Genomic DNA, 14,640 nt, shown 5'->3' with positions numbered 1-14,640 from the left:
GCCGATTTGGGGGAGGCGAGGGGTCTCGGCCCCAAGTTTGTCACTGGCTCGTCGCACGCCTGGCTTCACTGCTGACGCTTGCCAATCCGGTAAGCGCAGCGACGGGCACCGGCGAGGATATGATCGATGCGCTCGACGGTGACGTCGGTCCCCAGCACGGCGCGGAAGATCGCCAATTCCGAACGACAGAGACCCTGGCAAGCTGTCGCCGCCGCGCAAATCGGGCAGTGGTTCTCGACAAACAGAAAGCTTTCTCGCGTGTCTTTGGCGACGCTCGCCATGTAGCCCTCGCGGCTTCGAATTTTGGCGAGGGCGTTCAGCTTTTGGTGAAGCGAGCGTCGCTCTCCGACGAGCTTCCGGTAATCTGCAATGCTCGCATGTTCGCGGTGCTCGATTAGCTGTTCCAATCCGCGCTCCCCAAAGACGTCGCGCATGGATCGCAACAGATCAAGAGTAAGATCGGAATGACGGTCGGGGAATCGTTCGTGACCTCGCGGCGCCAACCGCCAGTATTTCCTTGGCCGTCCCCGCCCTTCGCGTCGGTCCTCGCTTTCCACCAGACCTGCCGTTTCGAGCTTGACGAGATGCTGACGTGCGCCGGCCGGGGTCATGTCGAGGTGTGACCCGACATCTGCAGCGGTCTGCGATCCGCGGGTCTTCAGGTGAAACAGGATGCGATGCTGACTGCGATCCTCGTCTTGACTCATGGGGTCCTTGATTTAGGAAGCAATTACTATCTAAAATAACCCGAACGCTGATGGCTGGCAATCCCGGCGCGTTAATCCCGGAAGGGAAGCAACAGGCATGCAACAGAACCCGGGGCGCGAGGGATGGCGATCGCTCCTCAAATGGGAGTGGATACCGACGCTCGGGATCCTGCTGGGCGGCGTGCTGCTTCAATCGATGAACGTTCTGATGCTGACGACGGTGCTGCCGTCCATCGTCGGCGAGCTGGGCGGCGTCGCCATGTTGAGTTGGCCGACAACCGCATTTCTTGCGTCATCCATTGTCGCAGCGAGTTGTGCTGGCATGCTCGCGGCTGCGATCGGTCCCCGGGCGGCCTACTGCGCCGGGGTAGCGACATTCGGTCTCGGCGCGCTGCTTTGCTCGCTCGCGCCAACAATGGGCTGGATCGTCGTCGGCCGGTTGGTGCAGGGATTCGGCGGTGGTTTGGAGGCGGCCGCAGCCTATGTCGCGGTGCGAGCGACTTTCCCGGAAGCAGTCTGGTCACGGACGATTGCATTGATGTCGACCAGTTGGAGCATGTCTGTCTTGCTCGGGCCGCTGGTCGGCGGAATGTTCGCCCGCTTCGGCAATTGGCGCGGTGCGTTCGTCGCGACCGCGATCGTCGCCGGCATATTGGCCGCGAGCGCCTATGTCATCCTGCCGTCGGGCACGTCGGAACGCCGGACGCCCGCTGCACGCCTGCCGGCCGGACGCGTCGCATTGATCTGGCTCGCAATCGCCGGGATGTCTTCAGCCTCAATCGTCGAATCATCGTTTGCCAAAGCCAGCCTGATCGTCCTTGCGATCGGAGCGCTCGCGGCGATGCTGCGGCTTGATCGTGTCGCGGCGGCGCCGCTGCTGCCGAGCGATGCGTTTTCATTGTACACGCCGACCGGCGCAGGCTTGTGGCTGGCGCTGCTGCTTTGCATCACTTTCAGCCCGTTGCAGATATACGTGCCGATCTTCCTGCAGCACTTGCGCGGACTGGATCCGCTGGCGGCCGGTTTCATGGTTGCAAGCGGCTCACTGGGATGGACGATCGCGTCCCTTGTCACCGCCGGCGCAGCCGGGCCGTGGCCGGACCGGCTCATGCTGGCCGGTCCGGTGATGATGGGCATCGGGCTGATGGCTATCGCGTCGCTGCTCCCAGGCTCCGCGGCGACGCTGACTTTGCTCCCGGCCATTGCCGCACTGGGGATGGGCATCGGCCAATGCTGGCCCTTTGTAGCCCACCGGATCATGAACGGCGCCAAAGCGGGCGATGAGGTCGTCGCGGCCTCCGCGGTCCCGACCGTCCAGCAGACCGGGTTTGCCCTGGGCGCGGCGCTCGCGGGCCTGGTTGCAAATGCCAGTGGTTTCTCCGCCGGGGCCGCGGATGAAAGCATGATGCAAGTGGCGTTCTGGGTGCCGGCAAGCTTTGTCGTGCCGGCGGCCTTCGCCTGCCTGGCGGGCTTGCGCCTGCGCCACCTGCGGAAGCCCTGAGGTTGTTTCGCTGGGCGCGTCGCTCGGACCGACGCAGATCGCGGTGGAGGTGTTTTACGCTGGCTGGCGCGGTGCCGGCGGCGCGATCCTGGGAATATCTCCCTTCTAGTTCTGTCTTGGCGCCCGAGAAGGAGAGATTGCGGGCCGCTATGTGATTGTAACGCCTATTAATTCGTTGTATGCCACGGGCGAAATTTTGGCTCCGCACGGGCCGGGGCGTTCAAGAAGATTCCGGCATCACCTGTGAAAGAGAGAGTATGGCGCGCAACATTTTGATCCTTGGGGCCTCGTATGGCTCCTTGCTGGCGACGAAGCTTTTGATGGCGGGTCACAATGTGACGCTGGTGTGCCGGAGGAAGACGGCAGACCTCATCAACCGCGACGGCACCGAAGTTCGCATCAAGCTGCGCGACGAGGCGGTGCATCGCGCGATCTTTTCGCGCGATCTGCCCGGCAAACTGGACGCCACCACGCCCGCCGAGGTCGACCTTTCCCGCTACGATCTGGTCGGCCTTGCAATGCAGGAGCCGCAATACACCAACCACACGATCCGCGTTCTGATGATCAAGATCGCCGAGGCAAAACTGCCTTGCCTTTCGATCATGAACATGCCGCCGTTGCCCTATCTCAAGCGGATCCCGGCGCTGGCGGACATGGATCTGGAGGAGGCCTATACGAACGCCCAGGTGTGGGAGCGGTTCAAGCCGGGACTGGTGTCGCTCTGCTCGCCCGATCCGCAGGCCTTCCGCCCGCCGGAAGAGGCGGCGAACGTGCTTCATGTCGGCCTGCCGACCAACTTCAAGGCCGCGGCATTTGAGGACGAGCAGCACAACAAGCTGCTGCGCGAACTCGAAGCCGATATCGACGCGGTGACGCTGGATCGCAAGGACGTTCCAGTAAAGCTCAAGGTGTTCGATTCGCTGTTCGTGCCCTTGGCCAAATGGTCGATGCTGCTGACCGGGAATTACCGCTGCATCACGCCGCACGAGCCGCAGTCGATCCGCGACGCCGTGCACAGCGACCTGAAACTCTCGCAGTCGATCTATGACCATGTCGACACCGTCGCCCGCCGTCTGGGCGCCGACTCGGCGGATCAGGTGCCTTTCGAGAAATATGCCAAGGCGGCGGAAAGCCTTCTCAAGCCGTCATCGGCGGCCCGGGCGGTCGCCGCCGGAGCGCCCTTCATCGAGCGGGTTGATCTGCTGGTGAAATTGGTTTCGGATCAACTCGGCCTACCCAGTGCCGAGATCGACCGCACGGTTCAGACCGTCGATCAGAAGCTGAACGAGAAGATCGTGGCAGGCGGATCCGGCTCGTGACGTGACGGATTTCCATGTCAGGTTCGGTGCTGCTAGACGCCAAGTTGTTTCACCAGTTCGGGAATAAGCAGTTTGAGTCGCCCGTGACTGATGAGCGGCGAAGCGGCGATCTCGGCAAGCCGCCGTTCAACGTGGGACCATTGGCTCGTCTCGCGCGGGTCGGTGTCGCCCTTGGCGAGGTTGCAGGGGTAGCAGGACAGCACGCGGTTGCTCCTGCTGTTCCGGCCTCCCTTTGAGAGCGGGATGAAATGGTCAATACTGGCCTTGACCTTGCCGCCGGTCTTTATCCGGGGGAGTCCAACGTCGCAGTAGGCGCATCGTCCGCCCCAATCGAAATAGCAGCGCTTGTAGATCACGTCGGCCATTAGACTTTGGCTCTTCCCCCGAATCCCTTCATCGAACGTCTCGTCCCTTCATACACCAGATCGGCATTGAAACCACGCCGCACGTGAGGAGAAGCTTGCGCCTTCCGCCAGTTTACCCCGTCAACGCACGGCGGACCATGTTCGCCAATCGGGATTTGCGATACGTCAACCCGACCTGTTTGGCGACGGCCGATTGCGCAACCCAATCACTTCATCGAGCTGCGAATGAAGTTCGATGAGGGTATCTTCCCCGATGGTTTCCTTGATTCGCGTGAGGACGCGTTCCCACACGGGAAAGATAGATTCGATCATGCGCTCGCCGGCCCGCGTGATGACGACGACTTTGGTGCGGGCATCTTCCGGCGACCGCGCCACGCGTAGAAGTCCTACGCGCTCGAGCGGCAGAATGCTTCGCGTCAGCGTGGTGCGGTCCATCAGCACGGCCTGCGCGAGCTTGCTCATGGTCGTGCCCGAATCCCCGAACAGTGCGGCCGCCACGAGAACCGGCAGTTGCGACGAATGCAGACCGAAGGGCGTCAACTCGTCGTCGTAGAGCCTGGCCAGAACGCGTGACGCCTGCCGCACGCGAAGGGCCGGGCAGTTCTCGGCCATTTGTCGCGCCAAATGAGAGTAATCGGGCATGGAAAGTGTATATGCATTCAATTGTCGAATGTCGATTAAATTTAGCTGAGAGGTAGCTATTGACAGAATAAGTGCATATGCATTTAATTTCTCGAAAGGGTCGAAACGAGCGGGCGATTGGCGAGGGACTTCGGGCCGCCTGGTCGAAGGCGCCGGCCTCCAAGGGGACGTGCACGAGCGCATCGCGCCGGAGCTATTGCGCTTGATGGCGGCGCTGCCTGACCGTCAGGCGGAATCAAAGGAATCATCCGGCCGCGCCGCTGACCTGTCTAATTCATCTACGAAGGAGGATTCTGCCATGTCGATGTCCCTTGCAGCGATTCCGGTATTCGAGATCGGCCTCAACGCGCTCTCGGCGGTTCTCGACAAGGCCGACGCATATGCGGCAGCCAAGTCGATCGACCCCGCGGTGCTGCTCGGCGCGCGCCTCTTTCCAGATATGTTCGCATTCAACCGGCAGGTGCAGAGCGCCTGTAACCAGGCGAAGAACGGCGGTGCACGGCTCGCCGGCATCGACCCGCCCAAATTTGACGATAACGAGAAGACGATCGCCGAGCTCAAGGCGCGCATCGTCAGGACGATTGCCTTTTTGAAGGCGCTCGACGCCAAGAGGATCGACGAATCCTCCGACCGTGAGATCACTTTCCCGCTCGGCCCGAATACGGGTTACATGAAAGGTGTGGACTATCTCAACCACTTTGCGGTGCCAAATTTCTACTTTCACGTCACCACCGCCTACGACATCCTCCGTCACTGCGGTGTCGAAATCGGCAAGCGCGATTTCCTCGGTGTCATTCCGATGAGAGTAACGTGAGATATGACCCGCGGAAAATTCAATGCATTCTGCCGGACACTTCCTGCGACCACGCATGTGATCCAGTGGGGCGGGTCGCATGTCTGGAAAGTCGGCGGCAAGGTCTTTGCGATCGCCAGCGGGAAGCATGATGAGCCGAGCATCACCTTCAAAGTGAGCGACATTGCTTATGAGATGCTCAAGGATCAGCCGGGTTTGCGCCCTGCGCCGTACCTCGCATCGCGCGGCATGAAATGGATCCAGCACTTCGAAAAGCCCGGGCTGCCTGATGCGGCGCTGCGCGACTACATCCGGCAGTCTCACTCTATCGTCTCGCAGGGCATGTCAAAGAAGAGGCGGCTTGAGCTCGGGCTTGCACCGCCGTAGCCCGCGGGATGGCGGGCGTGGTTTGGGTGAACGCGTTGTCGGTACAGCCGCCGCTATCAACTATTCCTATAGTTGACAATCGGCGTCGACGGTGAGACTATCTACTATATCTATAGTAGATGGTGATGGATGAACATCCAGTTCCATCTACTATATCTATAGTAGATGGTGATGGATGAACATCCAGTTCACAGATCGCGAAATCGACGTGATGGAAGTGCTGTGGGAGCGAGGACCATCACTGGTCGGCGAGGTCAGGGCCGCCTTGAAGGATGATCTGGCTTATACCACAGTCCTGACGATCCTACGCACGCTTGAGGGCAAGGGATACGTTGGCCATGAGCAAGAAGGTCGTGGTCATCGTTATTTCGCCTCGGTCAAGCAACAGACCGCGCAGCAAAGTGCCTTACGTCACCTCACCAGCAAGCTCTTCAAGGGATCGGCCGAATTGCTCTTCACTCATCTGGTTTCCGACCAGAAACTCAGTGCGAAGCAGATCCGCAACATGCGCGCGCTGCTGGAAGACAAGTCGCAGAAGAGAGAGAGCTGATGCTGGCCTGGATGTCATACGTCATCGTGGTAAGCTTGCTACTGAGCCTGGCTGCTCTCGCCTTGGAGCACTCGGCGCGCTTCCGGCAAAAGCCGACGCGCTGGCTGTGGGGCACCAGCATGATTACCTCGCTGCTGGTTCCACTGGTCGTTTCCTCGGTTTCCTTGCAGATTCCGCGGCTGACCGGCGTCGTCGACCCAGTGATACCCCAGCGAGTCGTAGCGGTGCGAGACATAACCATAAGCGGACTATCGCCATCCGGCTGGCTGACCGCGACTGCCGGATCACTCTCGGCGTCTCCCGGTCTCGACCGATTGTTGCAGGTTGGTTGGAGCGCCGCGTCGGCAATCTTGTTCCTGGCAATCCTGGCCAGCAGCATGCAACTGAACCGGCGCCGACGTCACTGGGAGCGCGGCAACGTGGCCGGCGTCCCGGTGCACATCTCCGAAGATGCAGGTCCCGCCATAGTGGGACTGCTTGATCCGCACATCGTCGTACCGCGCTGGCTGCTGCAGTGCTCACCCGATGTACAGGAACTGGTCATCGCGCATGAGCGGAGCCATCTTGAAGCGCATGATGCCCGGCTGGTGACGATCGCACTTGGCCTTCTCGTTTGCATGCCCTGGAACCTGCCGCTCTGGTGGCAATTGCGGCGTCTGCGCTTTGCCATCGAGATCGATTGTGATGCCAGAGTCCTGCGATGCGGCTATGACATTTCACGTTACGGCGAAACTCTGATTGCGATTGGCGAGAGGCAGTCGGCAACCATCGCCATGGTAGCTGCGATGTCCGAACCGAGATCATTGCTCGAGCAGCGAATCCGGAACATGTTGCGGGAAAAGACAAAATATACCCCCGCAACGGCGGTGGTGCTCGGCTGCCTGGGGATCGCATTTGCCGTCGGCGCTGCTGAAATCAGCCCTCCCGACAACGATGGCTCCGGCAAGTCCGCATCGCAGGAGATCGCCACAGATAGCAGAATACGCGATGGCCATGTCGGATTCTACCAACTGAACGACAATGCCATGTTGACGATTACCCGCAATGGCCAGCAACTGAATGCGCGACTCACCGGCCAGCCGTCAGTACCGATCTTTGCTCGGAGCGACACCGAATTTTCTTACAAAGACAAAAGCATCAGTTTCATCACCGAACCTGATGGGCAGACGACATCCCTGATATTGCACCAGCACGGCATAAACATGCCGATGAAGCGTATCGATGCCGCTACTGCGCAGCGGATCGCCAGCACCAAGGCCGAGCAACGCTATCGACCCAAGCCAGACAGGGTGGGCGCTTTGATAATCCTGCGGTGACAGATTTGGACCGGATCTGCACGGCATCTTGAAGGAGGCCGGCTTCGTGATTGATGTCCGCTGTGCAGAACGTACATGTGTGCAATCCACCGACAGTAAGCGTGCAATCGTTGCGGGGGAGCTTCAGATAGTGAGTCGTATCTTGTCCGCGGCTGCAGCCGTGCTCATATCGCAGTGCTTTGTACTCTTCGGAATTGCCCCTTCAGCGTTCGCACAATCCACAATCGCTGCGCAGGACACGACGAACACGGGTGCGACAATGTGGGTAGCCACGACACAACGTATCAAGTCAAAAATCTATGAGAATGCCCGCCTAAGCCAGCATCCGATCCTTGTCCTTGTGGTCCATGGGGACTCGCCAGACAACCCTCCCACGTACCAATACCGATTTGCGCAGAGGGCTGCGGCCCTGATGTCAGATACAGTTGTCGCGGCGGTTCTTCGGCCTGGCTACAGTGACGGCGAAGACAGCTCTGATGGTATGCGCGGCTACACCACGGGCGACAACTGGACGCCTGAAGTAATCAATGCGATGGCTACCGTGCTCTCTGAACTGAAAGACAAATATCATCCGCGCCGGGTGATCCTGGTTGGGCACTCGGGAGGCGCTGCAATAGTTGGCAATTTATTGGGGCAGCAGGGGACAGCGGTGGACGGCGCTCTGTTGGTGTCATGCCCGTGTGATGTCACAGCATGGCGCAAGCACATGCAGTCGGTAAAAGGAGGCGCAATCTGGGAACGCGACGTGCGCTCCCGTTCACCGCTGGCTCTGGTTGATAGCGTTCCCGCGTCGGCGAAGATCTGGTTGCTGGTGGGTAGCGACGATCAAATTACACCCTCAGCGCTGACGCTCGTCTATGCCGAAGCGCTACGAAATCGCAATGTTGCGGTGAATGTGACGATTGCTCCAGGTCTTGGTCACAACATCTTGCTCGAACCAATCGCGATGGAACGCCTCGAAGAGGTTGCCAGCACAATTGATATTGGAAGGTAATAGGTAGCTTCCGCCACCTCACCCCGTCAGCGCGCGGCGGACCATGTTGGCCAGTTGCGATTTTCGATACGGCTTGGTCAGCAGCAGCACGCCGGGATCGAGACGGCCCTGGTGCACGATCGCGTTGTCGGTATAGCCTGACGTGTAGAGCACCTTGATGCCGGGCCGGCGTTTTGCCACTTCGTCGGCCAACTGCCGTCCGGTCATGCCGCCGGGCATGATGACGTCGGTGAACAGGAGGTCGAACGGCTCGCCGTTGTCGACCATCAGCATCGCCGCCGGTCCGTTGGCGGCGGCCAGCGTGCGGTAGCCGAGGCTCTGCAATTGCGCGGTGACGAAATTGCGCACCAGCGCGTCGTCTTCCACCACCAGGATGGTTTCGTTGCCATGCGGCAGCGGCGCCACCGCGGCTGGCGCTGCCTCGGCTTGCCCGCGCGCGGGCGGCAGATAGAGCTTGATCGTGGTGCCGTGGCCGACCTCGCTGTAGATCCGGATGTGTCCGCCCGATTGCTTGACGAAGCCGTAGACCATGCTCAGCCCGAGGCCCGAGCCCTTGCCGACCTCCTTGGTGGTGAAGAACGGCTCGAACACCTTGTCCAGCACGTCCTGCGACATGCCGGCGCCGTTGTCGCTGACCGCGAGCATCACATAGGGACCGGGTTTCGCGTCCGGATTGGCCTGTGCATAGGCTTCGTCGAGCACGACGTTGCGCGTCTCCAGCATCAGCTTGCCGCCATTCGGCATCGCGTCGCGCGCGTTGATCGCCATGTTGAGCAGGGAGTTGGCGAGCTGCGAGGGGTCGATATGGGCGGTCGCCACTTCCTGCTCGAGGATCGAGTTGACCTCGATCTGCTCGCCGAGCGTCGGCCGCAGCAGTTTTGCGATATCGAGCACGGTAGCGTTGATGTCGACATTGCGCGGCTGCAACGGCTGGCGGCGGGCGAAGGCGAGCAGATGCTGGATCAGCTCGCTGCAGCGTTCCGCCGCCTGATCGATCAATTCGGCCGTCTTCTGCAGAGCCGGCTCGTGCGCGAGGCGCGCGACCAGCGTTTCGGTGGTGCCGGTGATCACCGTGAGCATGTTGTTGAAGTCGTGCGCGACGCCGCCGGTAAGCTTGCCGATGGCGTCGAGCTTTTGCGATTGCAGGAGCTTGTGCTCGGTTTCCCGCGAGGCGGTGGCGTCGTGATAGACCAGCGCGGCGCCGCTGATGGCGCCCGAGGCATCGCGCAGCGGCCGGCCGCTGATCATCAGATGAACCGGCGGACTGCCGCTGACCGGGCGGACCACGATTTCGGTGGCATCGAACGCTTCGCCGCGCAGCGCGCGCGAGGCGGGCATATCATGGACCAGCAGCGGCGTGACCCCGTCGGCATGAAACACCGTGCTGAGCGAGTGCAGCAGTTCCACCGTCATTCCCGCGCCGGAAGCGCAGCATCTTCTCGGCGGCCGGATTGGAGAGCAAAATCTCTCCCTTGGTGTCGATGACCAGCACCGCTTCCGCCATGCTGTGAAAGGTGCTGCGCAGGACCGCGGCCGAAAGCCTGAGTTCGTCATGCGCGGCAACTAGGTGCTCGGTGCGCTCGGCGACCGCGGCCTCCAGCGCCTCGTTGGTGGCCTGGGTGGCGCTCAGCGAATCCTGCAGTGCCCGGCGCGAGCGGCGGGCCGACACCGTCAGAACGATGGCGAGGATCAGAATCAGCGCGACGCCAGCGAGATCGATCGCCAGCAGGAAGCTGCCGTTGGTTTCGGATTCGGCGCGCCGCGCGAACAGCAGCCTGCGCTCTTCCGCGACGGCCTTTTCTAGGTTTCCGGTGATCGCGGCGGTCGCGGCACGGTCCTCCTGGCCAACGAGCGCCTCGATCGCGGCGCTGTCTCCCGCGGTCCGCAGCCTGATCAACTCGCCATTGACGGCAATCTGGCGCTCCACCAGCGCCTTGGTCTCTTCGATCAGTTGCTTTTCGGTGGGATTGGCCTTGACGGCCTCGATCAGCGCCGCCAGCGCCGGCAGGATCGCGTCGCTGGCCTCGCGGTATTCCGTGGTGAATTGCTGATCGCCGCTGATCGCGAAGGCCCGCGCCGCGCTTTCCGCCCGGCGCAGCAGCGGGCGCATATCGGAGAGTTTCGCGAGTATTCCAAGCGCACGGTCGACGGAAGCGTTATCGGACCTTGACTTGAGGTCCAAACCGATCGAGGCAGCGCCGATAGCGAGGAGGATGGCGAGGCCAATTCCAAGAATGATACGCTGCGAGGGCATTGCCAATTGCTTACTTCACTATTTCGAGTGGCGCGCGGAAGCTTTCGGTGTGGTGATGCATTGATTGACCGAGGTCAACAGCGCGTCAGGCGTGAAGGGCTTGCGCAGGCAGCATGCCGCGCCGAGCTCGATGGTCATCCGCAGGAAATCCGGCGCGCGCTCGGTGTTGGCGAAGGCGTAGCCCGACATCGCGATGATCGGTATGTCGGGCCTGCGCTCGTGGAACATCCGGATCGATTCGAAGCCGCGCATATGCGGCATGAACACGTCGACCAGCATGACGTCGAAATCGGAGGATTCGAGTGCGCGCATTCCCGCCTCACCACCGTCGGCGACGGTGACCTCGAAACCCTTGCGCGTCAGACAGACCTCGATGGCAACGCATACCATCGGGTCGTCATCGACCACGAGAACGCGCGGCACGATGATTCCTTCTTCCTCGGGCGGCGGCTTAAGCGACTTGCACAGCCCACGTGACGATTAAGTCGAAACGCGACAGGTCGTCTGTCTCATAGAGTGCACATAAAAGTTGCTGAGGGCAATTCCGTTTCGCTGCGTCAGTTCGAGAACGAATGCACTTCCGGTTCCGGATCTAAGCCTGCCATGCACCCGATCAAGCACGCAGGGCGGCAGTCGCCGCTCGGACTCATCCTGCTCGCCATTACGTCGGTGGGATGGGGCCTCAATTTCCCGATCATGAAAGATTTACTGACGGAATGGCCGCCATTGTCCTCACGCGGCCCGGGCGGCATCGCCGGCGCTGCGGCGTTGGCGCTGCGTGCGTAATTTCGCAAACGAAAAGGGCGGCGCAGGGGAGCGCGCCGCCCTTCGAACTCACGATATCGCGCTATTGCGCGGGGCAGGGGTGCCGTTGTCCGTCATAGCCGAGATACGTTCCCGACGCCGGATCGTAGGATTTGTACCTCTGCATGCAATACGCCACGGAATCATCGCCGGCCGGCGGCGCCGCAGCGACCACGCTGTCGTCGTAATATCCGTACGAGTCATCGTAGTAATAGGGATCGCTGTAAGCATAGGCCGACCCGATACCGGCGCCGATCGCGAAGCCCGGCCAGAAGCCTCCACGATGACGGTGATGATGGTAACGGCCGCCGTAGTAGCCGCCGCCCGCGACGGCACCTGCACCGACGCCGGGCGCGGGCCGGACAAAGCCGGGTCCGCGGCCGTCGGTGCTGGCAACGGGGCCAGCTCTGAAGCCACCACCACCGCTGGGCGCAGCGGCCACGCCACCACCTCTGAAGCCACTACCACCGCCGGGTGCAACGGCCATGCCGCCACCTCTAAAGCCACCGCCGCCGCTAGGCGCGACAGCGCCGCCGCCACCGCCTCTAACGCCAGCGCCACCGCCAATAGCTGCGCCGCCGCCGCCCCTGGCGGCACCGCCGCCACCGGCGGGCCCGCCGCCTCTGCCTTCCTGCGCCTGAACGGCGCTGATGCTCGGCGCGACCATTGGCAACACCAGCGCGATCGCCGCTGCAGTACTTAAAACTTTCAGATTGATCATCTCAGGCTCCATTTCCGGGATATGGTCTCAACCATTTTCGGAGGTGGACGTTCCCAAGCCCACGCGCTGATCGTGCGCATACCGAGCCTGTCCCGCCGGAGCTGTATGCGAAATGAACGGATTGCGCCGGTTCCGCGGCAACGCCGGCCCAAATGGCCGCGCGGGCCGCAGCGACAGGCCGGGGGCAACCAGCCTTTGTCTGGACAATCCGCCCCGCGGATGGCATCAGAGCGGCACGACATCTCGAACCGGCCGAGCCCTCATGAAGCTGTTTCTGCTGAAATTTTTCACCTGGTGGAACGGTCAGACCTTCGGCACGCAGCTGTGGACGTGGCGATTCGGCGAGCTGGTTGGCCAGGACGAACAGGGCAACCGCTACTATCGGACCAAGGGCCGCAAGATCGATCCGACGCTCGGCTTTGAGCGGCGCTGGGTGATCTACAACGGGTATGCCGAGGCGAGCCGGGTGCCGCCGTCATGGCACGGCTGGTTGCATCACGTTGTCGATACCGCGCCGACCGAGGAGAGCTACACGGCGCGGGAGTGGGAAAAGCCGCATGTGCCCAACATGACCGGCACGCCCGCCGCCTACCGTCCCTCCGGCTCGACGCTCGCCAGCGGCCGCCGCCCCAAGGCGACCGGCGACTACCAGGCCTGGACGCCCGGAAGCTGAACTCCCGACAAGTTTACCCGCCTTTCACGGCCGGCGTCTTGTCACGGCAATATAGGTGTATATACACTCATGATATGAAACAACCGTCCGATCGCGATACCGATTACATGGCCGCAGCCGGCTGCTTCTGCCTCGCGTCGCGGCAGGCCGCGCGGAAGATCACCCGGCTGTACGATTCCTATATGCAGGGGTCTGGCGTCCGCGTCACGCAATTCACCATCCTGTCGCAACTGATGCTCCGCGGTGAAATGCCGATCGGCAAGCTGGCGGGCCAGCTTGGGATGGAGCGCACCACGCTGAGCCGCAACCTGAATCTGCTGGAAGGCAAGGGCTGGATCTCGATCAGCGCCGGCGAGGATCCGCGCGCACGCATGATCGCCATTACCGCGCAGGGACGCGGCCTCGTTCGCCGCGGATTTCCCTACTGGTCGAAAGCGCAGGCGCACATCGGCAAGCTGCTCGGCGCCGACGGCCAGGCCGCGCTGAGGCTTTTGGGTTCCCGGAATTTGGGGTGAAACGAGCCGAACGTCTGGTCGACACTTCGTTCGTCTCAATAGGTGTAACCACACATAAGGAGATGTGTCATGCTGGACTTCATCGGAACCGTCGTTCTCGTTGCCGCGATCATCGTCAGCATCAATGCGCTCACCGGCGCGATGCCGATCAGCGCATCGCAGCGCATTGCCCTTTCGGTGGCCGCCGGCCTGTGGACGGGCCTGGCCGCCGCGCTTGCCGGCGCGAACCTGTTCCTCGGCTCAAAGGCGGTGGGGCCAGTGATGATCGGTACGGTCATTGCGTCGCCGCTGGTTGCGGCTGCTGTCGCGGCTTCGCTTTCCGCATCGGTGCGCGGTTCGCTGCTCGGGATGCCGATGCCTTTCCTGATCGGTCTCAATGTCTGGCGCATAGGGGGAGGATTCTTCCTGCTCCTCGCGGCCGAAGGCCGGCTTGAGGGGCCATTTCCGTATTCGGCGGGCTGGGGAGACATCATCACCGGCGTGCTCGCGTTGCCGGTGGCCTGGCTCGCGCTGCGCGGGCAAGGCAAAGCGTTGGCCTGGGGTTGGAATGCGTTCGGGATGCTCGATCTTGTGGTCGCGCTTGCACTCGGCATCACCTCGGCGAGTGGCTCGCCGCTGCAGATCATTCACGCCGGTATTGGCTCGGCGGGCGTGCAGATGCTGCCTTGGTCGCTGATCCCGACCGTCCTGGTGCCGATGTTCCTGATCGTGCACGCGGTCATTTTCGCCCAACTGGCCCGTACCGACAGGGATGCGAAGGCGTCGTAACGACGATCATGGTCCCGGCCTGTGGACAACGGTAACAGCGGGGACATTCCTTGGCGCCGTATTGCACTGTGCGCGTGGTGGCGGTTCAATAGGGACATCTTACGGAGATGGGAAACCATCGCGTCGGTGTCGGGCTCCAGTCGCGACTGCCCCGATTTGCAGCGGCCACCGATCAGGATACGGCCGGGAGATAGGCCCCCGGTGCAGAGGTTCTGAAATCGCCCGCTAATGTGTGGCTGCCGTAGGACAGGAAAGGTCGTCTGGGAAACCAGGCGGCCTTTTTCTTATGTGTGGCAGTTGCATGTCCCGGACGCAGCGCGGCACCATCGGC

16 protein-coding genes and 1 pseudogene are annotated in these 14,640 nt (G+C 61.9%); 11 read left to right on the top strand and 6 right to left on the bottom strand.

Translation table 11 applies throughout. The features are described 5' to 3' along the window. Positions 1-65: 65 nt before the first annotated feature. A complete protein-coding gene (locus tag V1288_RS29150; protein ID WP_334360306.1) occupies positions 66-707 on the bottom strand; it encodes a helix-turn-helix transcriptional regulator in 642 nt (213 codons plus the stop codon). A gap of 97 nt (positions 708-804) precedes the next feature. On the opposite strand from V1288_RS29150, the gene V1288_RS29145 reads away from it, so the two are divergent. Both V1288_RS29145 and V1288_RS29140 read left to right on the top strand, forming a co-directional pair. Then, positions 805-2,208 (top strand): MFS transporter, encoded by a 1,404-nt coding sequence (locus V1288_RS29145; protein WP_334360305.1) that lies wholly within the window; start codon positions 805-807, stop codon positions 2,206-2,208. 257 nt (positions 2,209-2,465) lie between these two features. Then, positions 2,466-3,527, top strand: a complete 1,062-nt coding sequence (locus tag V1288_RS29140; RefSeq protein WP_334360304.1) for a ketopantoate reductase family protein — start codon at positions 2,466-2,468, stop codon at positions 3,525-3,527. A gap of 32 nt (positions 3,528-3,559) precedes the next feature. Here the strand turns inward: V1288_RS29140 and V1288_RS29135 are convergent, their stop codons facing one another. Together V1288_RS29135 and V1288_RS29130 are read right to left on the bottom strand one after the other, a co-directional pair. Next, positions 3,560-3,892, bottom strand: a complete 333-nt coding sequence (locus tag V1288_RS29135) for an HNH endonuclease (RefSeq protein WP_334360303.1) — start codon at positions 3,890-3,892, stop codon at positions 3,560-3,562. 165 nt (positions 3,893-4,057) lie between these two features. Continuing rightward, positions 4,058-4,504: a MarR family winged helix-turn-helix transcriptional regulator gene (locus V1288_RS29130; protein WP_334360302.1), complete on the bottom strand. Its 447-nt coding sequence runs from the start codon at positions 4,502-4,504 to the stop codon at positions 4,058-4,060. A gap of 199 nt (positions 4,505-4,703) precedes the next feature. Here V1288_RS29130 and V1288_RS29125 point away from each other — a divergent pair, with 199 nt between their 5' ends. The 5 genes from V1288_RS29125 to V1288_RS29105 all read left to right on the top strand — a co-directional run bounded on the left by V1288_RS29125 (position 4,704) and on the right by V1288_RS29105 (position 8,574). Continuing rightward, positions 4,704-5,348, top strand: a complete 645-nt coding sequence (locus V1288_RS29125; protein WP_334360301.1) for a DUF1993 domain-containing protein — start codon at positions 4,704-4,706, stop codon at positions 5,346-5,348. Between the two features lie 3 nt (positions 5,349-5,351). Then, positions 5,352-5,714, top strand: coding sequence for an MmcQ/YjbR family DNA-binding protein (locus V1288_RS29120; RefSeq protein WP_334360300.1), 363 nt, complete (start codon positions 5,352-5,354; stop codon positions 5,712-5,714). Between the two features lie 175 nt (positions 5,715-5,889). Beyond that, positions 5,890-6,264, top strand: a complete 375-nt coding sequence (locus tag V1288_RS29115) for a BlaI/MecI/CopY family transcriptional regulator (protein ID WP_334360299.1) — start codon at positions 5,890-5,892, stop codon at positions 6,262-6,264. Further along, positions 6,264-7,580, top strand: coding sequence for a M56 family metallopeptidase (locus V1288_RS29110; protein ID WP_334360298.1), 1,317 nt, complete (start codon positions 6,264-6,266; stop codon positions 7,578-7,580). Before V1288_RS29115 ends, V1288_RS29110 begins: the two co-directional genes overlap by 1 nt. A gap of 259 nt (positions 7,581-7,839) precedes the next feature. After that, positions 7,840-8,574 carry an alpha/beta hydrolase family protein gene (locus V1288_RS29105; RefSeq protein WP_334361431.1) on the top strand — a complete coding sequence of 245 codons (735 nt, stop codon included), beginning with the start codon at positions 7,840-7,842 and terminating at the stop codon, positions 8,572-8,574. An 18-nt stretch (positions 8,575-8,592) separates the two neighbouring features. On the opposite strand, the pseudogene V1288_RS34175 reads toward V1288_RS29105, so the two are convergent. Both V1288_RS34175 and V1288_RS29090 read right to left on the bottom strand, forming a co-directional pair. Continuing rightward, positions 8,593-10,828 (bottom strand): annotated as a pseudogene (locus tag V1288_RS34175) (CHASE3 domain-containing protein). 18 nt (positions 10,829-10,846) lie between these two features. After that, positions 10,847-11,251, bottom strand: a complete 405-nt coding sequence (locus V1288_RS29090; RefSeq protein WP_334360295.1) for a response regulator — start codon at positions 11,249-11,251, stop codon at positions 10,847-10,849. A 180-nt stretch (positions 11,252-11,431) separates the two neighbouring features. On the opposite strand from V1288_RS29090, the gene V1288_RS29085 reads away from it, so the two are divergent. Beyond that, positions 11,432-11,614, top strand: a complete 183-nt coding sequence (locus tag V1288_RS29085; protein ID WP_334360294.1) for a hypothetical protein — start codon at positions 11,432-11,434, stop codon at positions 11,612-11,614. A 61-nt stretch (positions 11,615-11,675) separates the two neighbouring features. On the opposite strand, the gene V1288_RS29080 is transcribed toward V1288_RS29085, so the two are convergent. Further along, positions 11,676-12,353 carry a BA14K family protein gene (locus V1288_RS29080; RefSeq protein ID WP_334360293.1) on the bottom strand — a complete coding sequence of 226 codons (678 nt, stop codon included), beginning with the start codon at positions 12,351-12,353 and terminating at the stop codon, positions 11,676-11,678. Positions 12,354-12,615: 262 nt separating this feature from the next. On the opposite strand from V1288_RS29080, the gene V1288_RS29075 reads away from it, so the two are divergent. From V1288_RS29075 to V1288_RS29065, 3 genes are all read left to right on the top strand, one after another. Beyond that, a complete protein-coding gene (locus V1288_RS29075) occupies positions 12,616-13,026 on the top strand; it encodes an NADH:ubiquinone oxidoreductase subunit NDUFA12 (protein WP_334360292.1) in 411 nt (136 codons plus the stop codon). Between the two features lie 107 nt (positions 13,027-13,133). Beyond that, positions 13,134-13,541 carry a MarR family winged helix-turn-helix transcriptional regulator gene (locus tag V1288_RS29070; protein WP_334360291.1) on the top strand — a complete coding sequence of 136 codons (408 nt, stop codon included), beginning with the start codon at positions 13,134-13,136 and terminating at the stop codon, positions 13,539-13,541. A gap of 69 nt (positions 13,542-13,610) precedes the next feature. Continuing rightward, on the top strand, positions 13,611-14,309 hold the full coding sequence (locus V1288_RS29065; protein WP_334360290.1) for a hypothetical protein: 699 nt from the start codon (positions 13,611-13,613) through the stop codon (positions 14,307-14,309). Positions 14,310-14,640 lie beyond the last annotated feature (331 nt).

The sequence above is a fragment of the Bradyrhizobium sp. AZCC 2176 genome (assembly GCF_036924645.1).
Classification (GTDB): domain Bacteria; phylum Pseudomonadota; class Alphaproteobacteria; order Rhizobiales; family Xanthobacteraceae; genus Bradyrhizobium.
Note: the sequence above shows the minus strand (reverse complement) of the source record. Positions and strands in the feature narration are given on the sequence as shown.

Bases quoted from the DNA above. Each gene is read 5' to 3' on its own strand.
- V1288_RS29070 (WP_334360291.1), top strand. From the start codon at position 13,134: ATGGCCGCAGCCGGCTGCTTCTGCCTCGCGTCGCGGCAGGCCGCGCGG.
- V1288_RS29135 (WP_334360303.1), bottom strand. From the start codon at position 3,892: ATGGCCGACGTGATCTACAAGCGCTGCTATTTCGATTGGGGCGGACGA.
- V1288_RS29130 (WP_334360302.1), bottom strand. From the start codon at position 4,504: ATGGCCGAGAACTGCCCGGCCCTTCGCGTGCGGCAGGCGTCACGCGTT.
- V1288_RS29075 (WP_334360292.1), top strand. From the start codon at position 12,616: ATGAAGCTGTTTCTGCTGAAATTTTTCACCTGGTGGAACGGTCAGACC.
- V1288_RS29120 (WP_334360300.1), top strand. From the start codon at position 5,352: ATGACCCGCGGAAAATTCAATGCATTCTGCCGGACACTTCCTGCGACC.
- V1288_RS29080 (WP_334360293.1), bottom strand. From the start codon at position 12,353: ATGATCAATCTGAAAGTTTTAAGTACTGCAGCGGCGATCGCGCTGGTG.
- V1288_RS29065 (WP_334360290.1), top strand. From the start codon at position 13,611: ATGCTGGACTTCATCGGAACCGTCGTTCTCGTTGCCGCGATCATCGTC.
- V1288_RS29105 (WP_334361431.1), top strand. From the start codon at position 7,840: ATGTGGGTAGCCACGACACAACGTATCAAGTCAAAAATCTATGAGAAT.
- V1288_RS29085 (WP_334360294.1), top strand. From the start codon at position 11,432: ATGCACCCGATCAAGCACGCAGGGCGGCAGTCGCCGCTCGGACTCATC.
- V1288_RS29115 (WP_334360299.1), top strand. From the start codon at position 5,890: ATGAACATCCAGTTCACAGATCGCGAAATCGACGTGATGGAAGTGCTG.
- V1288_RS29140 (WP_334360304.1), top strand. From the start codon at position 2,466: ATGGCGCGCAACATTTTGATCCTTGGGGCCTCGTATGGCTCCTTGCTG.
- V1288_RS29145 (WP_334360305.1), top strand. From the start codon at position 805: ATGCAACAGAACCCGGGGCGCGAGGGATGGCGATCGCTCCTCAAATGG.
- V1288_RS29150 (WP_334360306.1), bottom strand. From the start codon at position 707: ATGAGTCAAGACGAGGATCGCAGTCAGCATCGCATCCTGTTTCACCTG.
- V1288_RS29110 (WP_334360298.1), top strand. From the start codon at position 6,264: ATGCTGGCCTGGATGTCATACGTCATCGTGGTAAGCTTGCTACTGAGC.